Source organism: Bacteroides sp. An19, from assembly GCF_002160215.1.
GTDB lineage: Bacteria > Bacteroidota > Bacteroidia > Bacteroidales > Bacteroidaceae > Phocaeicola > Phocaeicola intestinalis.
In genome coordinates this window covers 67,926-85,436 of sequence record NZ_NFKD01000004.1, presented here as the reverse complement: position 1 = coordinate 85,436, position 17,511 = coordinate 67,926, and the positions used below count along the sequence as shown (strand labels likewise).

At 49.0% G+C, this 17,511-nt stretch carries 14 protein-coding genes; 5 read left to right on the top strand and 9 right to left on the bottom strand.

All coding sequences use genetic code 11. The features are described from left to right. Nucleotides 1–37 precede the first annotated feature (37 nt). Genes B5F25_RS02735 through B5F25_RS02725 form a run of 3 tightly spaced genes read left to right on the top strand, consistent with a single transcriptional unit; the run spans nt 38 to nt 2,618 of the window. A complete protein-coding gene (locus tag B5F25_RS02735) occupies nt 38–1,075 on the top strand; it encodes a bifunctional oligoribonuclease/PAP phosphatase NrnA (protein WP_022038946.1) in 1,038 nt (345 codons plus the stop codon). A gap of 46 nt (nt 1,076–1,121) precedes the next feature. Further along, nucleotides 1,122–1,475, top strand: coding sequence for a hypothetical protein (locus B5F25_RS02730; RefSeq protein WP_022038945.1), 354 nt, complete (start codon nt 1,122–1,124; stop codon nt 1,473–1,475). A gap of 12 nt (nt 1,476–1,487) precedes the next feature. Further along, nucleotides 1,488–2,618, top strand: coding sequence for a glutathionylspermidine synthase family protein (locus B5F25_RS02725; protein WP_022038944.1), 1,131 nt, complete (start codon nt 1,488–1,490; stop codon nt 2,616–2,618). 48 nt (nt 2,619–2,666) lie between these two features. Here the strand turns inward: B5F25_RS02725 and B5F25_RS02720 are convergent, their stop codons facing one another. The 3 genes from B5F25_RS02720 to B5F25_RS02710 all read right to left on the bottom strand — a co-directional run bounded on the left by B5F25_RS02720 (nt 2,667) and on the right by B5F25_RS02710 (nt 5,870). After that, entirely contained in the window at nt 2,667–3,446 is a 780-nt protein-coding gene (locus tag B5F25_RS02720) for a DnaJ domain-containing protein (RefSeq protein WP_087211322.1), read from the bottom strand. A 114-nt stretch (nt 3,447–3,560) separates the two neighbouring features. Then, the gene (locus B5F25_RS02715; protein WP_087211325.1) at nt 3,561–5,018 is read right to left on the bottom strand and encodes a DUF4270 domain-containing protein; all 1,458 of its coding nucleotides are present in this window, start codon (nt 5,016–5,018) and stop codon (nt 3,561–3,563) included. 30 nt (nt 5,019–5,048) lie between these two features. Then, complete coding sequence (locus tag B5F25_RS02710) at nt 5,049–5,870, bottom strand: glycogen/starch synthase (protein ID WP_087247422.1); 822 nt, start codon at nt 5,868–5,870, stop codon at nt 5,049–5,051. Nucleotides 5,871–6,071: 201 nt separating this feature from the next. Between B5F25_RS02710 and panC the strand changes: the two genes are divergently transcribed. Both panC and panD read left to right on the top strand, forming a co-directional pair. Then, nucleotides 6,072–6,917 (top strand): pantoate--beta-alanine ligase, encoded by an 846-nt coding sequence (panC, locus tag B5F25_RS02705; protein WP_022038940.1) that lies wholly within the window; start codon nt 6,072–6,074, stop codon nt 6,915–6,917. 7 nt (nt 6,918–6,924) lie between these two features. Then, nucleotides 6,925–7,275: an aspartate 1-decarboxylase gene (panD, locus tag B5F25_RS02700; protein WP_022038939.1), complete on the top strand. Its 351-nt coding sequence runs from the start codon at nt 6,925–6,927 to the stop codon at nt 7,273–7,275. Nucleotides 7,276–7,354: 79 nt separating this feature from the next. Here panD and B5F25_RS02695 read toward each other — a convergent pair whose 3' ends face one another. The 6 genes from B5F25_RS02695 to crcB all read right to left on the bottom strand — a co-directional run bounded on the left by B5F25_RS02695 (nt 7,355) and on the right by crcB (nt 17,249). Next, nucleotides 7,355–9,352 (bottom strand): fructose-1,6-bisphosphatase, encoded by a 1,998-nt coding sequence (locus tag B5F25_RS02695; RefSeq protein ID WP_087211328.1) that lies wholly within the window; start codon nt 9,350–9,352, stop codon nt 7,355–7,357. Between the two features lie 129 nt (nt 9,353–9,481). Continuing rightward, nucleotides 9,482–11,143, bottom strand: a complete 1,662-nt coding sequence (locus B5F25_RS02690; RefSeq protein WP_022038937.1) for a putative transporter — start codon at nt 11,141–11,143, stop codon at nt 9,482–9,484. Between the two features lie 198 nt (nt 11,144–11,341). Beyond that, the gene (locus B5F25_RS02685) at nt 11,342–13,531 is read right to left on the bottom strand and encodes a glutamine synthetase III (RefSeq protein WP_022038936.1); all 2,190 of its coding nucleotides are present in this window, start codon (nt 13,529–13,531) and stop codon (nt 11,342–11,344) included. A 51-nt stretch (nt 13,532–13,582) separates the two neighbouring features. Then, entirely contained in the window at nt 13,583–14,812 is a 1,230-nt protein-coding gene (locus tag B5F25_RS02680; RefSeq protein ID WP_022038935.1) for an LL-diaminopimelate aminotransferase, read from the bottom strand. A gap of 194 nt (nt 14,813–15,006) precedes the next feature. Next, complete coding sequence (locus B5F25_RS02675; RefSeq protein WP_087213089.1) at nt 15,007–15,816, bottom strand: RNA methyltransferase; 810 nt, start codon at nt 15,814–15,816, stop codon at nt 15,007–15,009. A gap of 1,052 nt (nt 15,817–16,868) precedes the next feature. Beyond that, nucleotides 16,869–17,249, bottom strand: a complete 381-nt coding sequence (crcB, locus tag B5F25_RS02670) for a fluoride efflux transporter CrcB (protein ID WP_013616800.1) — start codon at nt 17,247–17,249, stop codon at nt 16,869–16,871. Between the last annotated feature and the right edge of the window lie 262 nt (nt 17,250–17,511).

Genomic DNA, 17,511 nt, shown 5'->3' with positions numbered 1-17,511 from the left:
CCCTATCTTTGTACCCTCAATTTCAAATAATATAGGTATGTTATCTAAAATCATTCTTCAAGCCAATATCGATAAGGTAGCCAAGTGTTTCGAGGCTGCTGAAAAAATAGTGATTGTTTCCCATGTGTCGCCCGATGGGGATGCTATCGGTTCTTCACTGGGATTGCTTCATTTTCTGGAGACACAAGGGAAGGAGGTTCGGGTCATTGTGCCGAATGCATTTCCGGATTTTCTGAGATGGATGCCGGGAGCCAAGGACGTACTCCGTTATGATAAATATGCTGAATTTGCCGACAAGTTGGTTGCCGAAGCGGATGTGGTTTGTTGTCTGGATTTCAATGCTCTTTCGCGTATTGATGCATTAGCAAGTCCGGTGGCGGCAGCGCAAGGGAAGAAAATTCTGATAGACCATCATTTGAATCCGGAGACCTTTTGCCAAATTGTCATTTCACATCCCGAAATCTCTTCAACTTCTGAACTGGTGTTCCGCCTGATTTGCCGGATGGGCTGTTTTGAAGACATTACCAAGGAATGTGCCGAGTGTATCTACACGGGGATGATGACCGACACGGGCGGTTTCACATACAATTCAAATAATCAGGAAATCTATTTTATCATCAGCGAGTTGCTTTCGAAAGGCATTGATAAGGATGAAATCTACCGCAAGGTGTTCAACACTTATTCTGAAGACCGCTTGCGGCTGATGGGTTATGTGCTGTATGACAAGATGCAGGTGTTTCCTCAGTTCCGTTCTGCCCTGATAACACTGACCAAGGGCGAGCAGGGCAAATTTCATTATGTGAAGGGGGATACGGAAGGATTCGTCAATATTCCGTTACAGATAAAGAATATTTGTTTTTCGGCTTTCCTCCGTGAGGATACTGAAAAAGATATGATTAAGATTTCGCTCCGTTCGGTAGGGAATTTCCCTTGTAATAAGGTGGCGGCCGAGTTTTTCAATGGAGGGGGACACCTGAATGCTTCCGGTGGTGAGTTTTATGGCACGATGGCAGATGCTGTCCAACTTTTCAAGCAGGCATTGGTGAAATATGAAGATTTGTTGCTGAAGAATTGAATTTGTGTTATATTTGTACCGTATAACATTAAATAAGAGCAGCTATATGAACAAACGGCATTACCTGATGGCGGCAATGTGTCTGATGACGCTTGCTGCATGTACCCAAAAGACTGAATTGCCCGAAGACCCGAAAGACAAGGAAGAATATCGTGACAGCCAAGGCAACAGTTGGATATACAACGCGATGCTGATGCGCTGGGCATTAATGCCTTCGGCGATGAACGGGTTGACTACGACACATTATTATTATCCGAACACGGGGTCGTGGACAGACGCTAATGGTACGCGGGTCAATGCACCTTCGGGAGTGAAAGTAAGCTCTCCTGCTGGAAGCAAGTCGAAATCGAGCGGTCGTGTGTTCGGTTCGTCACACCGTTCTTCGGGTGTTCATGCATAAAGATGAGGCTATATGGAAAGGAAATATGTTACCCCCCGGGCAGATTATCGTGAAAAGATAGAAGCATTGGGATTTGATTTCCACGGCGATTATTGGCGTGAGGAGGCTTATTACCAATTTACATCGGACGAAATCGGCCGGCTGGAGGAAGCTACGGCAGAAGCTTATCGTATGTATTGTGAGGCAGCAGGATACATCATTGAAAAAGAACCGGAATGGATGGAGCGTTTCTTGCAGCTTCCGCCGGAGATTTGTCAACGTATCCGGGAGTCGTGGAATGCGGATGAACTGAGCTTATATGGACGTTTCGACTTTATGCTGGATGAAAAGGGGACACCACGTATATTGGAATTCAACGCTGATACACCTACTTCGTTGCTGGAGGCTTCCGTGATCCAGTGGCAATGGAAAGAAGATGTTTTTCCGGATTGCGACCAATACAATGGCATTCACGAAGGTCTGGTACAGTCGTGGAAAGATATTTTCGCATCAGGAAGCAACTTGCATTTTGCCGGTGTGCTCGACAATCATGAAGATTCGGGGACACTGCAATACTTGGCAAGTACGGCTATGGAGGCTGGCTATTCTACCCGTGTGCTTGATATCAATGATATGGATTTGCAGGACGGTTGTTTTTATGACCCGAGTGGGGAACGCATTGAGCATTGCTTCAAGTTATACCCATGGGAGTGGATGGCAGATGAAAGTCCGGACGGGTGTCTGGCTTCGTTGACATGGCTGGAGCCGATATGGAAACTGGTGATGTCGAACAAAGCCATTCTGACAAAAATATTCGAGTTGTTTCCCGATTCGCCTTATGTATTACCTTGTTTTCTTTCACGTCCCCAGGAGGGGGTATATTGTAAGAAGCCGGTCTTTTCGCGCGAGGGGCATAATGTAAGCGTGGTTGAGATACGGAACTGGGAGGAGCGTCCTTTGCTTCGCGAGACAGAGGGTGATTATAATCAGGGTGCGTATGTTTATCAGGGATATGTAAGGCCTACGGTATATGGCGGGCGCTATCCGGTAATCGGCTCGTGGATTGTGGGTGGAGAGCCGGCAGGTATCGGCATCCGTGAAAACCGTATGGAGATAACCGATAACCTGTCGGAGTTCGTGCCACATGTAATAGTTAATAATTAATAGGCCAACTTCTGGTTGGCTTTATTAGAAACTGTTTCTTAATTATTGTCATTTCATCCCTCTTGCCTTGTAGATGCGTTCCTTGGCATTATTGATGTTCTGGAATTTTTCTTCGGCAGCTTTACGAATGTCTTCGCCAAGGGTAGCTACACGGTCGGGATGATGCTTCAAGGCAAGACGGCGGTAGGCGGTACGCACTTCGTCATCAGTTGCCGAGGGGTCGATTTCCAATACCTTGTAGGCATCGGCCAGCGAGTCACCTCCCAGGTTTAACATCGATTCTACTTCCTTTTCTGAGAGTTGCATGGCTTGTGCCACTTCTTTCAGGGCTTCAATTTCTTTTTCACATACTTTACCGTCGCTCTGTGAAATCTTCACCAGAAAGTCCAGCAGTTGCAGGCGTTCTCCATAGGAGAGATTGGCAGCGATTTGTGCGCCACATTCGTGTATGGTATTGCGGAAGGCATACGGGTTTGTAGCGTCCATCCGTTTTTGCTCCTCGAAGAGGTTAAGTAGGATTTGTTGTCCTTCGTTTACAGCTTCTTCACCGAAATTGGTACGCAGGAAGCGGCGTACGAATTCCATTTCGCTATGCATGATTCTTCCGTCTGCGCGGATGATGTACGAGGCCATGACAAGCATAGAGAACAAGAAGCTGTTCCGTTGTCCGGTATTGGTTTGTGTATCACCGTTTGTCGTGTCAAAAGAGTTTTGAGCCTCGGTCGCCTTGTCAAATAGGGAGCCCAGCACGTATCCAGCCAAAGCTCCGAGCGGTCCTCCCATGGCGATGAATCCCATGATGCCGCCAATCCATTTTCCTAATTTCATAGTCGTGTTGTTTTTATGCCGAAAGCAAAAGACGCAAAAAGCACAGAGAGTCATTTATTGTTTGTTTGTGTATGCATCTCCGTGTTTTTTGCGTCTTTGTGTGTTTTCGGGAAATTACTTTTGTTGGGGTTGTGTATAGATAATGTTCATTTGAATTTTCTGGTCTTCATCGGTCGATTCGTTGAGGTCTTTTCCTCCTATCAGCATGGCCGAATTGACGCTCAAGTCATTGTCTACACCAATGACATTGCTATTGGCATCGGTTTCCGTACTTACTGGTATCAGTAATACTTTGTCCCAGTCCGGGTTATCGGCTTTCCACTGTTCCCATTCGGTTTCACCTTTTTCTATTTCCGGTCTGATTTCGCTGAAGATATTCGCTATCAACCGGTTCAGTTGTGAGAAAGAGTAAGCATTGTTTGTACTGCTATATGTGGAAAGGAACGATGTACGATTGTCATTTACTTCGTTGTTTTCGAAGAAGCTTTTCATGTCTTTTGCCCTTATCATCAGCAGGGTGGTCGGGGTTCCCATTTTATATGGACTGCTGCTCTGGTCTCTCATTTTCTCGAACGAGAGTGAAATAGAATTTAATGTATCGCTCTTGTGATCTTCGTAGATTGTTTCCAGAGGAAGTGTTACTTTGGTGCATAGCCCGGCAGGTGTCTTCAGATACGTGCGTGTAGGGTCTTCCACCAGATTTTGCAGTCCTGAGTTTTGGAAACGGGTAGACATGAAGACTTCCTTTGTTGCCGTCATCGGCACAACGCCCGTATATAAAGAGTCGGCGGTATCGGCCGAGTTCCTGCCTAGATAAGAAACCGTCAGGTGCAGGTAAATATCTGAAATATAAAGGACGGAACCTTCACCGTTTGTTACGTGTACATAAAATCCTTTCAAGACGTTGTTGATAAAAGATTCTGCATCTTTGAAATAAGGATGTACGGTAACGCCGTTTTCTTCTACGCTATAGTCGTATTTGCTTTTGAAATTGTCACAGAATGCTTTTCCCAAGTCAATGGACACATGCGGGTAATAGTCGCTGGTGTTGTAAAGTGAGTCACTGACGGTTTTGTCGTATGCTGTATAATCTTTCGTAGCTAACGGAAGACTCTGCGGGTTATAGAAACGTGTGGGATCCAGGTTGGTATAATAGAGGTTCTTGTCCAGTCCGTTGTCTTGAATGGCTGTGGTAAGGGTGTCGACCTGTACACGTAAGGTAGCCAGAGAATCACCGAAATAGCTGGTGTAGTAAAGTCCCAGCGTTGCTTCGTCGATGCTTTGCAGGCGGTCGGGAAGCTGGAAGTTTTCGGGACAGTTTATCTGTACGAGGAAGTCGGACGTAAATGTGCCATATCCTTCATCGGTAAACTTGCCCAGATAGGCTGTATTTGAACGGGAATAGACCGAGTCCAGCAAATACGATTCTGTAGATACTGTATATGAATCGGATTTGGCAAGGATAAAGTCTTCATCAGCGACAAATTGTCCGATTCCCGTTGTTTCATCATCACAGCTGTAGAGTGTAGCGGCTGTCAGTAGTCCTATTGCCGCCCAGAACTTAAGTTTCATTGTTTTCTGATTAATTGTTATAAGTTCGTCTTATTCGGCGTCGCCAAGCACTTTTTTATAGAGTGCATCGCAGGCGTCTGCATACGTATTTTCATCGGCTTGGTAATCTATGGTAGGAAGATTCAAGCTGCGTGCGTAATCCATGATGGCAGGGTTTACCTTTTCGCTGTTTTGCACTACGCCGTCCGAATAAGTGATAGCAAGTTTGCATAACTCTTCATAATCGACAGGATTTTGTACCATCTTAACATCATCGGGAGTGATTTCTCTGTAGATTACTTGTTTGGTGAAGTCCGGGTTCAGGTTTGACTGGAATCCGTTGTCGTACACCGAGAATACCACTTTAGAATCTCTAAAGGAAGGCTCGTCGTAGTATGCTTTTTTGATGAAGAGCGGAACCACGGCACTCATCCATCCGTGACAATGGATGATGTCGGGACACCAGCGTAATTTTTTTACGGTTTCCAATACACCCCGGGCATAGAAGATGGCTCGTTCGCCATTGTCTTCATATTCTTTTCCTTCTTCATCGGTTGTCATCAGCCGGTGTTGGAAATAGTCGTCATTGTCGATGAAATAGACCTGGCGGCGTGCAGCTTGTATAGAAGCTACTTTGATGATTAAAGGATGGTCTGTATCATCGATGATAATGTTCATGCCGGACAGGCGTATGACTTCATGCAGTTGGTTACGCCGTTCGTTGACATTGCCCCATTTGGGCATGAATGTCCGGATTTCCCAGCCTTTGTCTTGAATAGCTTGGGGAAGATTCTGACCGATTAACGATAGTTCACTTTCGGGTACGTAAGGAGTAATTTCTTGTGTAATGAATAATACTTTTTTTGCACTCATGTTTCTACTATTGCTCATAAAGGTTGTGCAAAGGTACAAAAAAATCAGACCACTTTGTTAATTTGTGCACGTTATTTACCTTATAGTTTGTTAATCTGTCTGTGGATGGTGCTTTTTTGTAAAAACTGCTTTATTATTTGGTAAAAATGTGGTTACTTTGCACCTGTTTTTAGAAAAACATTGGGTTTAATTATCAGAAAAATGGAATTAATTCAAACTATTCATGAGCTTCGTGCGAAGTTGGATGTACTTCGGGGCGAAGGGAAAACCATTGGTCTGGTTCCCACAATGGGAGCTTTGCATGCCGGTCACGCTTCATTGGTGAAACGCGCCGTTGCCGAGAATGATGTAGTGGTGGTCAGCGATTTTGTCAATCCCACCCAGTTTAATGATAAGAATGATTTGGCGAAGTATCCGCGTACGCTGGATGCCGATTGCCGGCTTTTGGAAGCGTGTGGCGTCACGTTCGTATTCGCACCTTCGGTAGAAGAGATTTATCCCGAACCGGACACACGTACGTTCAGTTATGCTCCGCTGGATACGGTGATGGAGGGCAAATATCGTCCGGGACATTTTAACGGTGTATGCCAGATTGTGAGCAAGCTTTTCCTGATTGTAGAGCCTACGCGTGCCTATTTTGGTGAAAAAGATTTCCAGCAGCTTGCCATCATCCGTGAAATGGTACGTAAGTATCCTTTTTCGTTGCAGATTGTGGGTTGTCCCATCGTACGTGAGGCCGATGGGCTGGCATTGAGCAGTCGTAATGCCCGTTTGAGTGGAGAACAGCGTATGCAGGCTTTGCAGATATCGAAAACCCTGTTTGCCAGTGTAGATTATGCCAAGGTGCATTCGCTGGCAGAAACAAAAGCATTTGTGGAAAAGGGTATTGAAGATGCTGAAGGGTTGCGTCTGGAATATTTCGAAATTGTAGACGGGAATACCTTGCAGCCTGTAAGTTCGTGGGACGAAAGCGGCTACATTGTAGGTTGTATTACTGTATTCTGTGGGGATGTACGTTTGATAGATAACATTAAATATAAGGAGTGAGCGTGTGATGATGATACAAGTACTGAAGTCGAAGATTCACTGTGTAAGTGTTACCGAGGCAAATCTGAATTACATGGGCAGTATTACGGTAGATGAGGATTTGCTGGATGCCGCCAATATGATAGCCGGCGAAAAGGTGCAGATTGTGGATAATAATAACGGCGAGCGTTTCGAGACTTATATAATAAAAGGTGAGCGCGGATCTGGGTGCATTTGTCTGAATGGTGCAGCCGCCCGCAAAGTCCAGGTAGGCGATACCGTGATTATCATGTCGTATGCATTGATGGATTTTGAAGAAGCCAAACACTTCAAGCCCTCAGTGATTTTTCCCGATACGGTGACGAACAAGCTTGTTTGACAATTAACAATTAATAATTAATAATTAAGGGGGATGTCGGAATAGTGTTTGTTTTTATTCCGGCATCCCCTTGTTTGTTTCAGTCTGCCTTTTCTTTGATGATACCGGTGCGGTATCCCACCAGCAGCTTTTTAAGGTCTTCTATCTGAATACTTAATTCTTTTCCTTTGTCGGTGTCTTTCACCATCATCCGCTTGGCACTCATTTCTACGATTTGAGTGGTCGATTTAATGTCAAGTCCTTCTTCGATGGCTCGCTGGGTGGAGGTGAACGGTTCGTGCTGTACCAGTTGGAATCCGCGCGAGTGGTACACCAGGGTATAGCCTGCAATACCTGTTTCAGGCTGGTAGGCTTTCGAGAATCCTCCGTCTATTACCATCAGTTTTCCGTTCGCCTTGATGGGTTTTTCACCTTTTCCGGCTTTTACCGGTACATGTCCGTTGATGATATGCCGGTGTTCGCCTTCCACACCGAACTCGTCCAGGATCATGTCGCAGATATCTTCGCGGTCGCGTAACTGGTAATAATATCCTTTTGTTTCCACGTGCGTTTCCTTGTCTTCGATAAAGTATCGTTCGAAGGTGGCCATTTTGTCTTTGTCGAAGGCGGGTGAGTCTTTTCCGCACCACAGGTACCAGATGTAATCCAGGGCGAATGCCTTTTCTTCGCTTTCGCTTTCATCGAAATAGGCGGTACGTATCAGTTGTCCCACACGTTTTAAGAGAGCCTGTCCTTTGTAGCTTTCACCTAAAATGTCGATTTCTTTCAAGGTACCGTCGGCATTGAGCGGCATGGAAGCGTGGAACAGCAGGTTCGAGTTGCATACGTTGTACATGCATCCGTAGCGGAAGAGGCATTTCATGTGCTTGCGTAGTTTTTCGCTGCTTGTAAATGATTTGTGCAACTTGTCTACCACATCACGTTCCTCGTCGGTCAGCCGGTAGGGGTCTGATGGGTCTACGGTAGGGAAGAAACTATCGCGTAGCAGATATTCTTTGCCGTTAAGTGTGATGGTGTGTTTCTCGAAGTCGATGTGGTGCAGCAACATGCGGTCTTCCATCCTGAATTCCGGGCGGCGGCGGATGATTTCGGCTTCCAGTTTGAACTGGATGATGCTGATAGCCTTGTGCATTTGTGCTATCAGGCGGATGGTTTTTGCACTGTCTGTATTAAGGGTATCGTCAATCTTTGGTTCGAAGAACGAGCAAGGGTCATCGGCATAAGTATCCATGGCGAATGTGGCGAGAGGCAACAGGTTGATGCCATAGCCGTCTTCCAGCACCGAGAGGTTGCCATAACGCATGGCGAGCCGGAGTACATTGGCGATGTTGCAATCGTTTCCCGATGCGGCGCCCATCCACAAGATGTCGTGGTTTCCCCATTGGATGTCGAAGTTGTGATAGTCGCACAGGGTATCCATGATGATGTGCGGACCTGGTCCGCGGTCGAAGATATCGCCCAGGATGTGAAGCGAGTCGATGGTCAGCCGTTGGATAAGGTTGCTCAATGCCACGATGAAGTCATCGGCACGGTGTGTGTCGATGATGGTACTGATGATGACGTTGATGTATGCCTGCTTGTTGGGGTCCATGCTGCTTTCGTGCAACAATTCTTGTATGATGTAGGAAAATTCTTCGGGCAAGGCCTTGCGCACTTTCGAGCGGGTGTATTTCGATGATACATTCTGGCATACCTTTACCAGCTGGTTCAGGGTGATGACGTACCAGTCTTCCAGTTCGGTTTCCACTTCCTTTACCAGTTGCAGTTTCTGTTCGGGATAATAGATAAGTGTGCACAATTCTTTTTTTTCCATTTCGCGCAACGTATTGCCGAAGATTTCGTTCACTTTTCGTTTGATGGCACCCGAAGCATTCCGCAATACGTGTTGGAACGCTTCGTATTCCCCGTGCAAGTCGGCAAGGAAGTGTTCCGTACCTTTGGGAAGGTTCAGAATGGCCTCCAGGTTGATGATTTCGGTGCTGGCAGAGGCTATGGTCGGGAAGTTGTGCGAAAGCAGTTCCAGGTATCGGAGGTCTTGTTGTATCATCTCCGTTGTGATTTGGTTGTAGGATTTCATATCTTCTTCAGGTTAAAAATGATAATCAGCAATTAACAATTAATAATTGGCAATTAAAGGAGAACGGGTAAAGCGGTCGTAATTGTTAACTATTAATTGTTAATTATTAATTATTAATTGTATATATATTCATAAAAACAACATCAGTATCAGTTGGGCGATGATGACACGGGTGAACATCCCCAGCGGATAGACCGTGGCATAGCTCACGGCAGGGTTATCGTTCGGGATGATGTCATTGGCATAGTTCAGTGCCATTGGGTTTGCCATACTTCCACAGAGCATGCCGCAGGTGTTTCCGAAGTCGAGGTGGAAACACCGTAATGCCACCAGTGCCATAATCACTACGGGTACAAAGGTAATAATAAATCCGATACCAACCCATAAAGCACCCTCCGGACGCATCACGGTTTCGAAAAAATGTGCTCCGGCATCCAGTCCAAGGCAGGCAAGATACAGGGAAAGTCCGATGCCACGTAGCATCAGGCTGGCGCTGCGGGTGGTGTAGGTCAGCATGTGCAGGCGTGGGCCATACGAGCCGATGAGGATGCCGGCGACGATTGGTCCTCCTGCCAGTCCCAGCTTGACAGGTGTCGATATGCCCGGGATGGCGATAGGGATGGAGCCGACTATCAGTCCCAGCACGATGCCGATGAAGATAGAAGCCAGATTGGGGTCTTTCAGGGTTTTTACGGTGTTGCCCAATACTTTTTCCACATTCTTGATAGCTGCGGCTTCGCCCACCACGGTCAGGCGGTCGCCCAGTTGTAATACCAGTTCGGGGGTGGCAAGCAGTTGTACACCGCTGCGCAGCACACGGCTGATATTGATGCCATACACGTTGCGCAGGCGGAGCGAACCCAGCTTTTTCCCGTTTATTTCGGGACGGGAAATAACGATATGTTTCGAGATAAGCTGGCTATCGATGGCATTCCAGTCGATATCCTCCTTGTTCCAGTCTTTCTGTTCTTGTTCGCCGAACAGGATGGTCAGGGCTTCCACGTCTTTTTCGGTGGTCACTACCAGCAGGCGGTCGTTCTCTTGCAGCACCTTGTCGGAAGTGGGAATACACACCTGTCCGTCGCGCCACAGGCGGGAGATGACAAACTTGGAATAACCCATATGCACCAGTTCGTGGATGCTTTTGCCGAAGATGGCAGGATTGTGTACCTGATAGGTACCGATATAGGTGTGGTTAGGGTCGTCGTGCGGATGCTCTTCCATATCGGAAGGGCGTACGAACAGTTTCCTTACCGCTACGATGGCAAGAATCACTCCTACCACTCCCAGCGGGTAGGTGACGGCACAGCTCAGTGCGGCACCGCTGGTAGGTTCGCCCAGTTGTTTCAATGTTTGTTGTGCAGCTCCCAGTGCCGGTGTGTTTGTGGTGGCTCCGCAAAGGATTCCCACCATGTCCGACATCGAGATGGGGGTGAACAAGGTCAGCACGATTGCCATTATCGTGCCCAGTAAGATGACCCCCAGTCCCAGCAGGTTCAGTTGGCATCCACCCTGGCGTAGGGAACTGAAGAATCCCGGTCCGACCTGCAGCCCCAGTGCATAAACAAATAATACCAGTCCGAAACTTTCGGCATAGTTCAGCATCTGGGGATTGATGGCAAGTCCTGAATGACCGGCAAGGATACCCATGAAAAACACGAATGTCACCCCTAACGAGATGCCGCAAACATGTATTTTCCCCAAGGCAAGCCCTGTGGAGATAATCAGGGAAATGATGATAACCGCCTGTAGGGCAGTCTGCTCAAAAAACAAATCGTATAACCATTCCATTTTGGTCTGTTTTATAGTTGACAAGGTGACTAGGCGACTAGGTACTAGGTGACAAGTTGACTAGGTGACAAGTTGACTAGGTGACAAGGTTCTGAATAGTTTTGCTAATGGTATCTAGTACCTCGTCACCTAGTACCTCGTCACCTAGTACCTAGTACCTAGTCACCTAGTACCTAGTACCTAGTCACCTTAAAGAGATTATCTTACGAATAGCAGTTCACGGTATTTCGGGAGCGTCCACATCTGGTCGTCCACAATCAGTTCCAGCTTGTCGATGTGGTAGCGTATCTGCTCCAGCATGGGGGCGATGGTATCGTGATAGGCGATAGCCTTTTCGCGTTCGCCGGTGATTTTGTTTGCTACTTTGCGGGCTTCCACCATTGCGTCCACGTGCTCCTTGATGTATCCGGTGTGTTCGGCTATCTGTTTGATGATGGCGATGTTTTCGGATGAGAGGCGGGTGGCTTCGTCGGCATCGAAGAGCGACTTCATCTTATAGGCATTGTCTATCAGTTTGGTCTGGTATTCGATGGCGACGGGTACCACGTGGTTCATCACCAGATCGCCCAACACGCGTGCCTCAATCTGTATTTTCTTGGTGTACATTTCCCATTTCACTTCGTTGCGTGCCGCCAGCTCCTTACGGTTCATCACGCCGGTCGATTCGAACATCCGGATGGTTTCCGGTTTCAGGTAATTATCGAAGATGAGCGGGCAGCTGGTTTCGCAATCCAGTCCGCGGCGTGCCGCTTCGGCTTTCCATTCTTCGCTGTAGCCGTTGCCGTCAAAACGGATGGGCTTGCACTCCTTGATGTAGCGGCGCACCACCTCGATGATGGCGGAGATTTTCGGTTCGCCGTCTTCTATCAGTTTGTCTACGTCTTTTTTGAATTGGATGAGCTGCTCTGCCACGGCGGTGTTCAGGGCAATCATTGCGCTGGCACAGTTGGCTTCCGAGCCCGGTGCACGGAATTCGAAGCGGTTGCCGGTGAAGGCAAACGGCGAGGTGCGGTTACGGTCGGTATTGTCGATGAGCAGTTCGGGGATTTGCGGGATATCCAGGCGCATGCTCTGTTTGTCGCCCAGGGCTATCAGGTCGCTGTTGGTACTTTCTTCCAGGTGGTCGAGCACCTTGCTCAGTTGTGTGCCGAGGAAGGAGGAGATGATTGCCGGAGGTGCTTCGTGTGCTCCCAGGCGATGCGCGTTGGTAGCGCTCATGATAGAGGCTTTCAGCAAGCCGTTGTGGTGATATACCGCCATCAGCGTATTGACGATGAAGGTGATGAAGCGCAGGTTTTCTTCGGGAGTTTTGCCCGGAGCCATCAGCAATGTGCCGTTGTCGGCACCCAGCGACCAGTTGTTGTGCTTGCCAGAGCCGTTAATGCCCTTGAAGGGTTTTTCGTGGAGCAGCACGCGGAAACCATGGTTGCGTGCCACTTTGCGCATCAGCGACATAATGAGCATGTTATGGTCTACGGCGAGGTTGCATTCCTCATAGATGGGAGCCAGCTCGAACTGGTTGGGAGCCACCTCGTTGTGGCGGGTCTTGACGGGGATGCCCAGTTCCAGTGCCTGGATTTCGAGGTCTTTCATGAAAGCGGCCACGCGGGGCGGGATGGCACCGAAATAGTGGTCTTCCAGCTGCTGGTTCTTCGAAGCCTCGTGGCCCATCAGGGTGCGGCCGGTCAGCAGCAAGTCAGGGCGTGCGGCATACAGTCCTTCGTCTACCAGGAAGTATTCCTGCTCCCAGCCCAGGTAGGTGATGATTTTTCTCACCGAAGGGTCGAAGTAGTGCATGACATCCAGTGCCGATTTGTTGACCGCCTGTATAGATTTCAGAAGCGGTGCCTTGTAGTCGAGCGACTCGCCCGTATAGGCGATGAAGACGGTGGGGATGCACAAGGTGTCGCCTACCACGAAAACTGGCGACGAGGGGTCCCAGGCGCTATATCCGCGGGCTTCGAACGTGTTACGCACGCCTCCGTTGGGGAACGATGAGCCGTCGGCTTCCTGCTGTACCAGTAGTTTGCCCGAAAATTCTTCCAGCATGCCGCCTTTGCCATCGTGTTCCACGAAGGCGTCGTGCTTTTCCGCCGTACCTTCGGTCAGGGGCTGGAACCAGTGCGTGTAGTGGGTGACACCCAGCTCGATGGCCCATTTCTTCATTCCTGCCGCCACCTCGTCGGCGATGCTGCGGTCGAGCGCCGCACCGTTGTCGATGACGTCTGTCAGTTTGGCATACACCTTGCTGGGCAGGTACTTGAACATCTTTTCACGGTTGAACACGTATTTGCCGAAATATTCGCTGGGGCGTTCCGATGGAGGGACCACTTCGACCGGCTTTTTATGAAAAGCTTTTTCTACTACTCTGAATCTTAGTTTTGACATAATAATTACCTCTGTTGTTTCTTGTTTATGTTCTGTTTGATGAAATTCCGGTTACAGGCATCTGCACAGGCGTTGCATCGCCTCTTGGATGCGTTCTTTTTCGCCGAAGGCGGTCAGTCTCAGGTAGCCTTCCCCGCTTGGGCCGAAACCTACCCCCGGAGTGGTCACCACCTGCGCTTCGTACAGTAGTTTTTCGAAGAACTTCCACGATGACATTCCGTCGGGAGCTTTGACCCACAGGTAGGGCGCGTCTTCGCCTCCGGTGTTTTTCAGCCCGATGCTGGTAAGTGCATGCTTCATGATGCGGGCGTTGTTCATGTAATATTGGATATGGGCTTTTACCTGTTCTTTCCCTTCGGGGGTATAGATGGCTTCCGCTCCACGCTGGGTGATGTAGGAGGTGCCGTTGAATACCGTTTCCTGGTGCCGTTTCCACAGGGGGCCCAGGGGGATGCGTTTCCCTGCCAGTGTGCCTCCGGTCACTTCTTTCGGGATAACCGTGTAGCCACATCTCACACCTGTAAAACCGGCTGTTTTCGAAAAGCTGCGCATCTCGATAGCTACTTTGCGTGCTCCCTTTATCTCATAGATGGAGTGAGGGATGCCGGCGTGTTGGATATAGGCTTCGTAGGCACCGTCGAAGATGATGAGGGTATCGTTTTCGAGGGCGTAGTTCACCCATTTTTTCAGTTCGGATTTGTCCAGCACGGTACCGGTAGGGTTGTTCGGGTAGCATAAGTAAATAATATCGACACGATGGTCGGGGATGGGAGGGATGAAATTGTTTTCTGGCAGGCAGGGCATATAAATTACATTGCTCCATTTCCCTCCCGCCAAAAGCTCGCCTGCGCGTCCGCACGATACGTTCGAGTCGATGTAGGCAGGATAGATAGGGTCGGTCACTCCGATGCTGTTGTCGTGGCGAAGGATGTCGCCGATGTGTCCTGTGTCGCTTTTGCTCCCGTCGCTCACAAAGATTTCGCTGCGTTCCAGGTGCACGCCGCGTGGCGCATAATCGTGTTTGATGATGGCATCGATAAGGAACGGGTATCCTTCTTCGGGCCCGTAGCCGCGGAAGGTGGCGGCGTGTGCCAGTTCGTCGACAGCGCGGTGCATTGCCTCGGTGCACGCCTGTGGAAGGGGCAGGGTGACATCTCCTGTACCCAGCCGGATAAGGTCGGCTTTGGGATGGGTCACCTTGAACAAGTTGACTTTCTTTTCCAGGTCGGAGAAGAAGTAGTTGTTCGGCAATTTCAGGAAATGTTCGTTTACCAGTGCCATATTCGATATGTGTTGAAGTTTATGCGTTAGTCTGTTTCCGGTGCAAAGGTACGAAAATTTGCCGGTATTGCAGGGTAAAGAGGACTTCTTTTTTTATATCCCGCACAGCTTCTAAATCATTTAAAGTGTGAGCTGCGAAAATCTGCGTTTCAAAAATCGCAAAATCGTAAATTGTAAATCGCCAAATCGTAAATTCAAATCGTCCGCAGCTCCCAGAACGCTACGGCGGATGCTGCCGCCACGTTGAGCGAGTCCACCCCGTGCGCCATCGGGATGCGCACCGTGTAGTCGGCTTCGGCGATGGTGGCGTGCGGAAGCCCGTCGCCTTCGGTGCCCATCACCAGTGCCAGCCGCGGCTCTTGCTTGAGGGCAGGCGTGTCGAGCGGGACGGAGTCATCCGAGAGTGCCAGGGCGGCGGTGCGGAAGCCCAGGCGGTGCAGGGCGGCGAGGGGAGCGTCGGCCCACGTCCACGGAATGAGGAACACCGAACCCATCGAGACACGCACGGCACGGCGGTTCAGCGGGTCGCACGAGTCGGGGGTGAGCAGCACCCCGTCGATGCCCAATGCGGCGGCAGAGCGGAAGATGGCGCCGATGTTGGTCGTGTCGGTCACCCCGTGAATCACCACGATGCGCCGTGCCCCGCCGCATACTTCTTCCACGCTTTTCACCGGCGGCCGGCGCATGGCGCAGAGCACGCCGCGTGTCAGGGTATAGCCCGTAAGCCGGGCGAGCAGCTCGCGTCCGCCGGTGTAGACGGGTATGTCCGGGCATCGGGCAAGGATGTCGGCGGCGTCGCCCGCAAGGTGCTTCCGCTCGCACAGCAGCGCCAGCGGCTCGTAGCCCGCGTCCAGCGCCACGCGGATTACTTTTGGGCTTTCGGCGATGAACACGCCCTTCTCCGGTTCCAGCCGGTTGCGCAGTTGTGCCTCGGTCAGTGCGCCGAACAGCTCCACCCCCGGCTGCTCCAGCGACGTAATTTCGATGATTCGTTCCTTCTCCATAATTTGTTTTTTGTGTAGGGGCGTATCGCATACGCCCTGAAAACATCCATGTGGATTAGTTGACGCATTCGGGCGTATGCGATACGCCCCTACAAGGCAATTCAAAACTTGTCAACTGGTACCTTGTTACCTATAAAAGCCTTGTTGCCTATAAAAAGCCTTGTTGCCTATAATGTTCCTCCCTCTCTCCTCTGCAAAGGTAAGAAATCTTTTCCATGTGGCAATGGATTTGGAACAGGTGGGCGTAAAAATCTGTTAACTGATTATCGTTTTTCTATCTATATTGCTGAAAATGAGAATTGTATAAGATGTGAAAATGTTATTTCTATGCTTGTATTATCGTGACAATGACAAATGACAAATGACAATTAACAAAGTGATGTAACGCACCACGAAGAAGAAAAGAGAATTGTAAATTAAATTATATTATATATATATTATAATATATATATAATATAATTTATAATGTCGCTCACCTGCCATTAAGGCAATTTTTCCGGAAAAAGTTAATTGTCATTTGTCATTTGTCATTGTCATCATTATGCTTATATCTTGCATATATCACGCATCTATATGCAAAGCCCGGTATATATAGCTCCGCGCGCCTGTGCAAATAGTTGCATTTCAGCGGTTTAAGTATAACTTGCCAAAAAAAATAATTGCCGATTGTCAAATTTCCATTGTCCATTGCCTAATATCCATTGCCAATTGAAAATTTTTCGTATCTTTGTGGAGTGAATCCTCCCTCACTATTCCCCTCTCCATACCGACATACGTGCTGAGACGGTGTATGTTTGACAGAGGGGGTCTCTGCGCAAGACAACAACGACCTACCTTGAAAGCAGGTCGTCTCTGAGATATGAGTTGAAACCATGCCGTGCGCAGGGGTGTTTATCGGATAAATCCTCCTCTTGCATCCGCACGTAAGACGAGGTCGTTTCAACCGGCCTCATGTACGTGGGATGAGGTTGTTTCAAACTACCTCATCTCTGAGACGAGGTAATTTCAAATTACCCTGTCCCGTGGGATGACCTTGGTTGAAACAAGGTCGTCTATACGTGGGCTTTCCCTACCCACCCTCCGGCAAGTGCCGCGGCAATGCCTGCCGCCACGCTGGCAAGGGTGTAGAGCGCGAAGGCGGCGTAATGCCCCTGGCGGAGCAGCGTCAGGCTCTCTTGGCTGAAGGTGGAGAAGGTGGTGAACCCTCCGCAAAGCCCCGTGGTGAGGAAAAGCCGTGTCTCGTCGGAGAAGCCGAAGCGGGCGGAGAGGGCGTAGAACAGCCCGATGAGGAAGCTTCCCGCCACGTTGACGCCGAGCGTAGCCCACGGGAAGAAAAGAGGAGGGATGCGCCCGTTCATCACCGCCTGCACCCCGAAGCGCATCACGCTCCCGATGCCGCCTCCCAAGAAAATGGTTATCAATGCGTTGGACATGTTGTTTATTTACGGTTTTTATTATTTACGATTTACGGTTTTTTTGAAACGCGGATTCACGCGGATTTCCGCAGATTGTATTTTTTATTCATGTAGGGATGTTTGCGTGAATCAGCGTTCCGCGCATCCGTTTTCGGGGCGCAAAGGTACAAAAATATAGGCCTTTTTCCGGTGGATTTGAATGAAAAAAGCGGCGCAAATGAAAATAGTCTGCGGAAATCCGCGTGAATCTGCGTTTCAGAAAATAGGTTTCCGCATCTTC

Coding starts and splice junctions, on each gene's coding strand:
- B5F25_RS02715 (WP_087211325.1), bottom strand. CDS start 5,018: ATGAAACTTAAGTTCTGGGCGGCAATAGGACTACTGACAGCCGCTACA.
- B5F25_RS02675 (WP_087213089.1), bottom strand. CDS start 15,816: ATGGAGAAGGAACGAATCATCGAAATTACGTCGCTGGAGCAGCCGGGG.
- B5F25_RS02695 (WP_087211328.1), bottom strand. CDS start 9,352: ATGAAATCCTACAACCAAATCACAACGGAGATGATACAACAAGACCTC.
- B5F25_RS02735 (WP_022038946.1), top strand. CDS start 38: ATGTTATCTAAAATCATTCTTCAAGCCAATATCGATAAGGTAGCCAAG.
- B5F25_RS02710 (WP_087247422.1), bottom strand. CDS start 5,870: ATGAGTGCAAAAAAAGTATTATTCATTACACAAGAAATTACTCCTTAC.
- crcB (WP_013616800.1), bottom strand. CDS start 17,249: ATGTCCAACGCATTGATAACCATTTTCTTGGGAGGCGGCATCGGGAGC.
- B5F25_RS02685 (WP_022038936.1), bottom strand. CDS start 13,531: ATGTCAAAACTAAGATTCAGAGTAGTAGAAAAAGCTTTTCATAAAAAG.
- panD (WP_022038939.1), top strand. CDS start 6,925: ATGATGATACAAGTACTGAAGTCGAAGATTCACTGTGTAAGTGTTACC.
- B5F25_RS02725 (WP_022038944.1), top strand. CDS start 1,488: ATGGAAAGGAAATATGTTACCCCCCGGGCAGATTATCGTGAAAAGATA.
- B5F25_RS02680 (WP_022038935.1), bottom strand. CDS start 14,812: ATGGCACTGGTAAACGAACATTTCCTGAAATTGCCGAACAACTACTTC.
- panC (WP_022038940.1), top strand. CDS start 6,072: ATGGAATTAATTCAAACTATTCATGAGCTTCGTGCGAAGTTGGATGTA.
- B5F25_RS02730 (WP_022038945.1), top strand. CDS start 1,122: ATGAACAAACGGCATTACCTGATGGCGGCAATGTGTCTGATGACGCTT.
- B5F25_RS02720 (WP_087211322.1), bottom strand. CDS start 3,446: ATGAAATTAGGAAAATGGATTGGCGGCATCATGGGATTCATCGCCATG.
- B5F25_RS02690 (WP_022038937.1), bottom strand. CDS start 11,143: ATGGAATGGTTATACGATTTGTTTTTTGAGCAGACTGCCCTACAGGCG.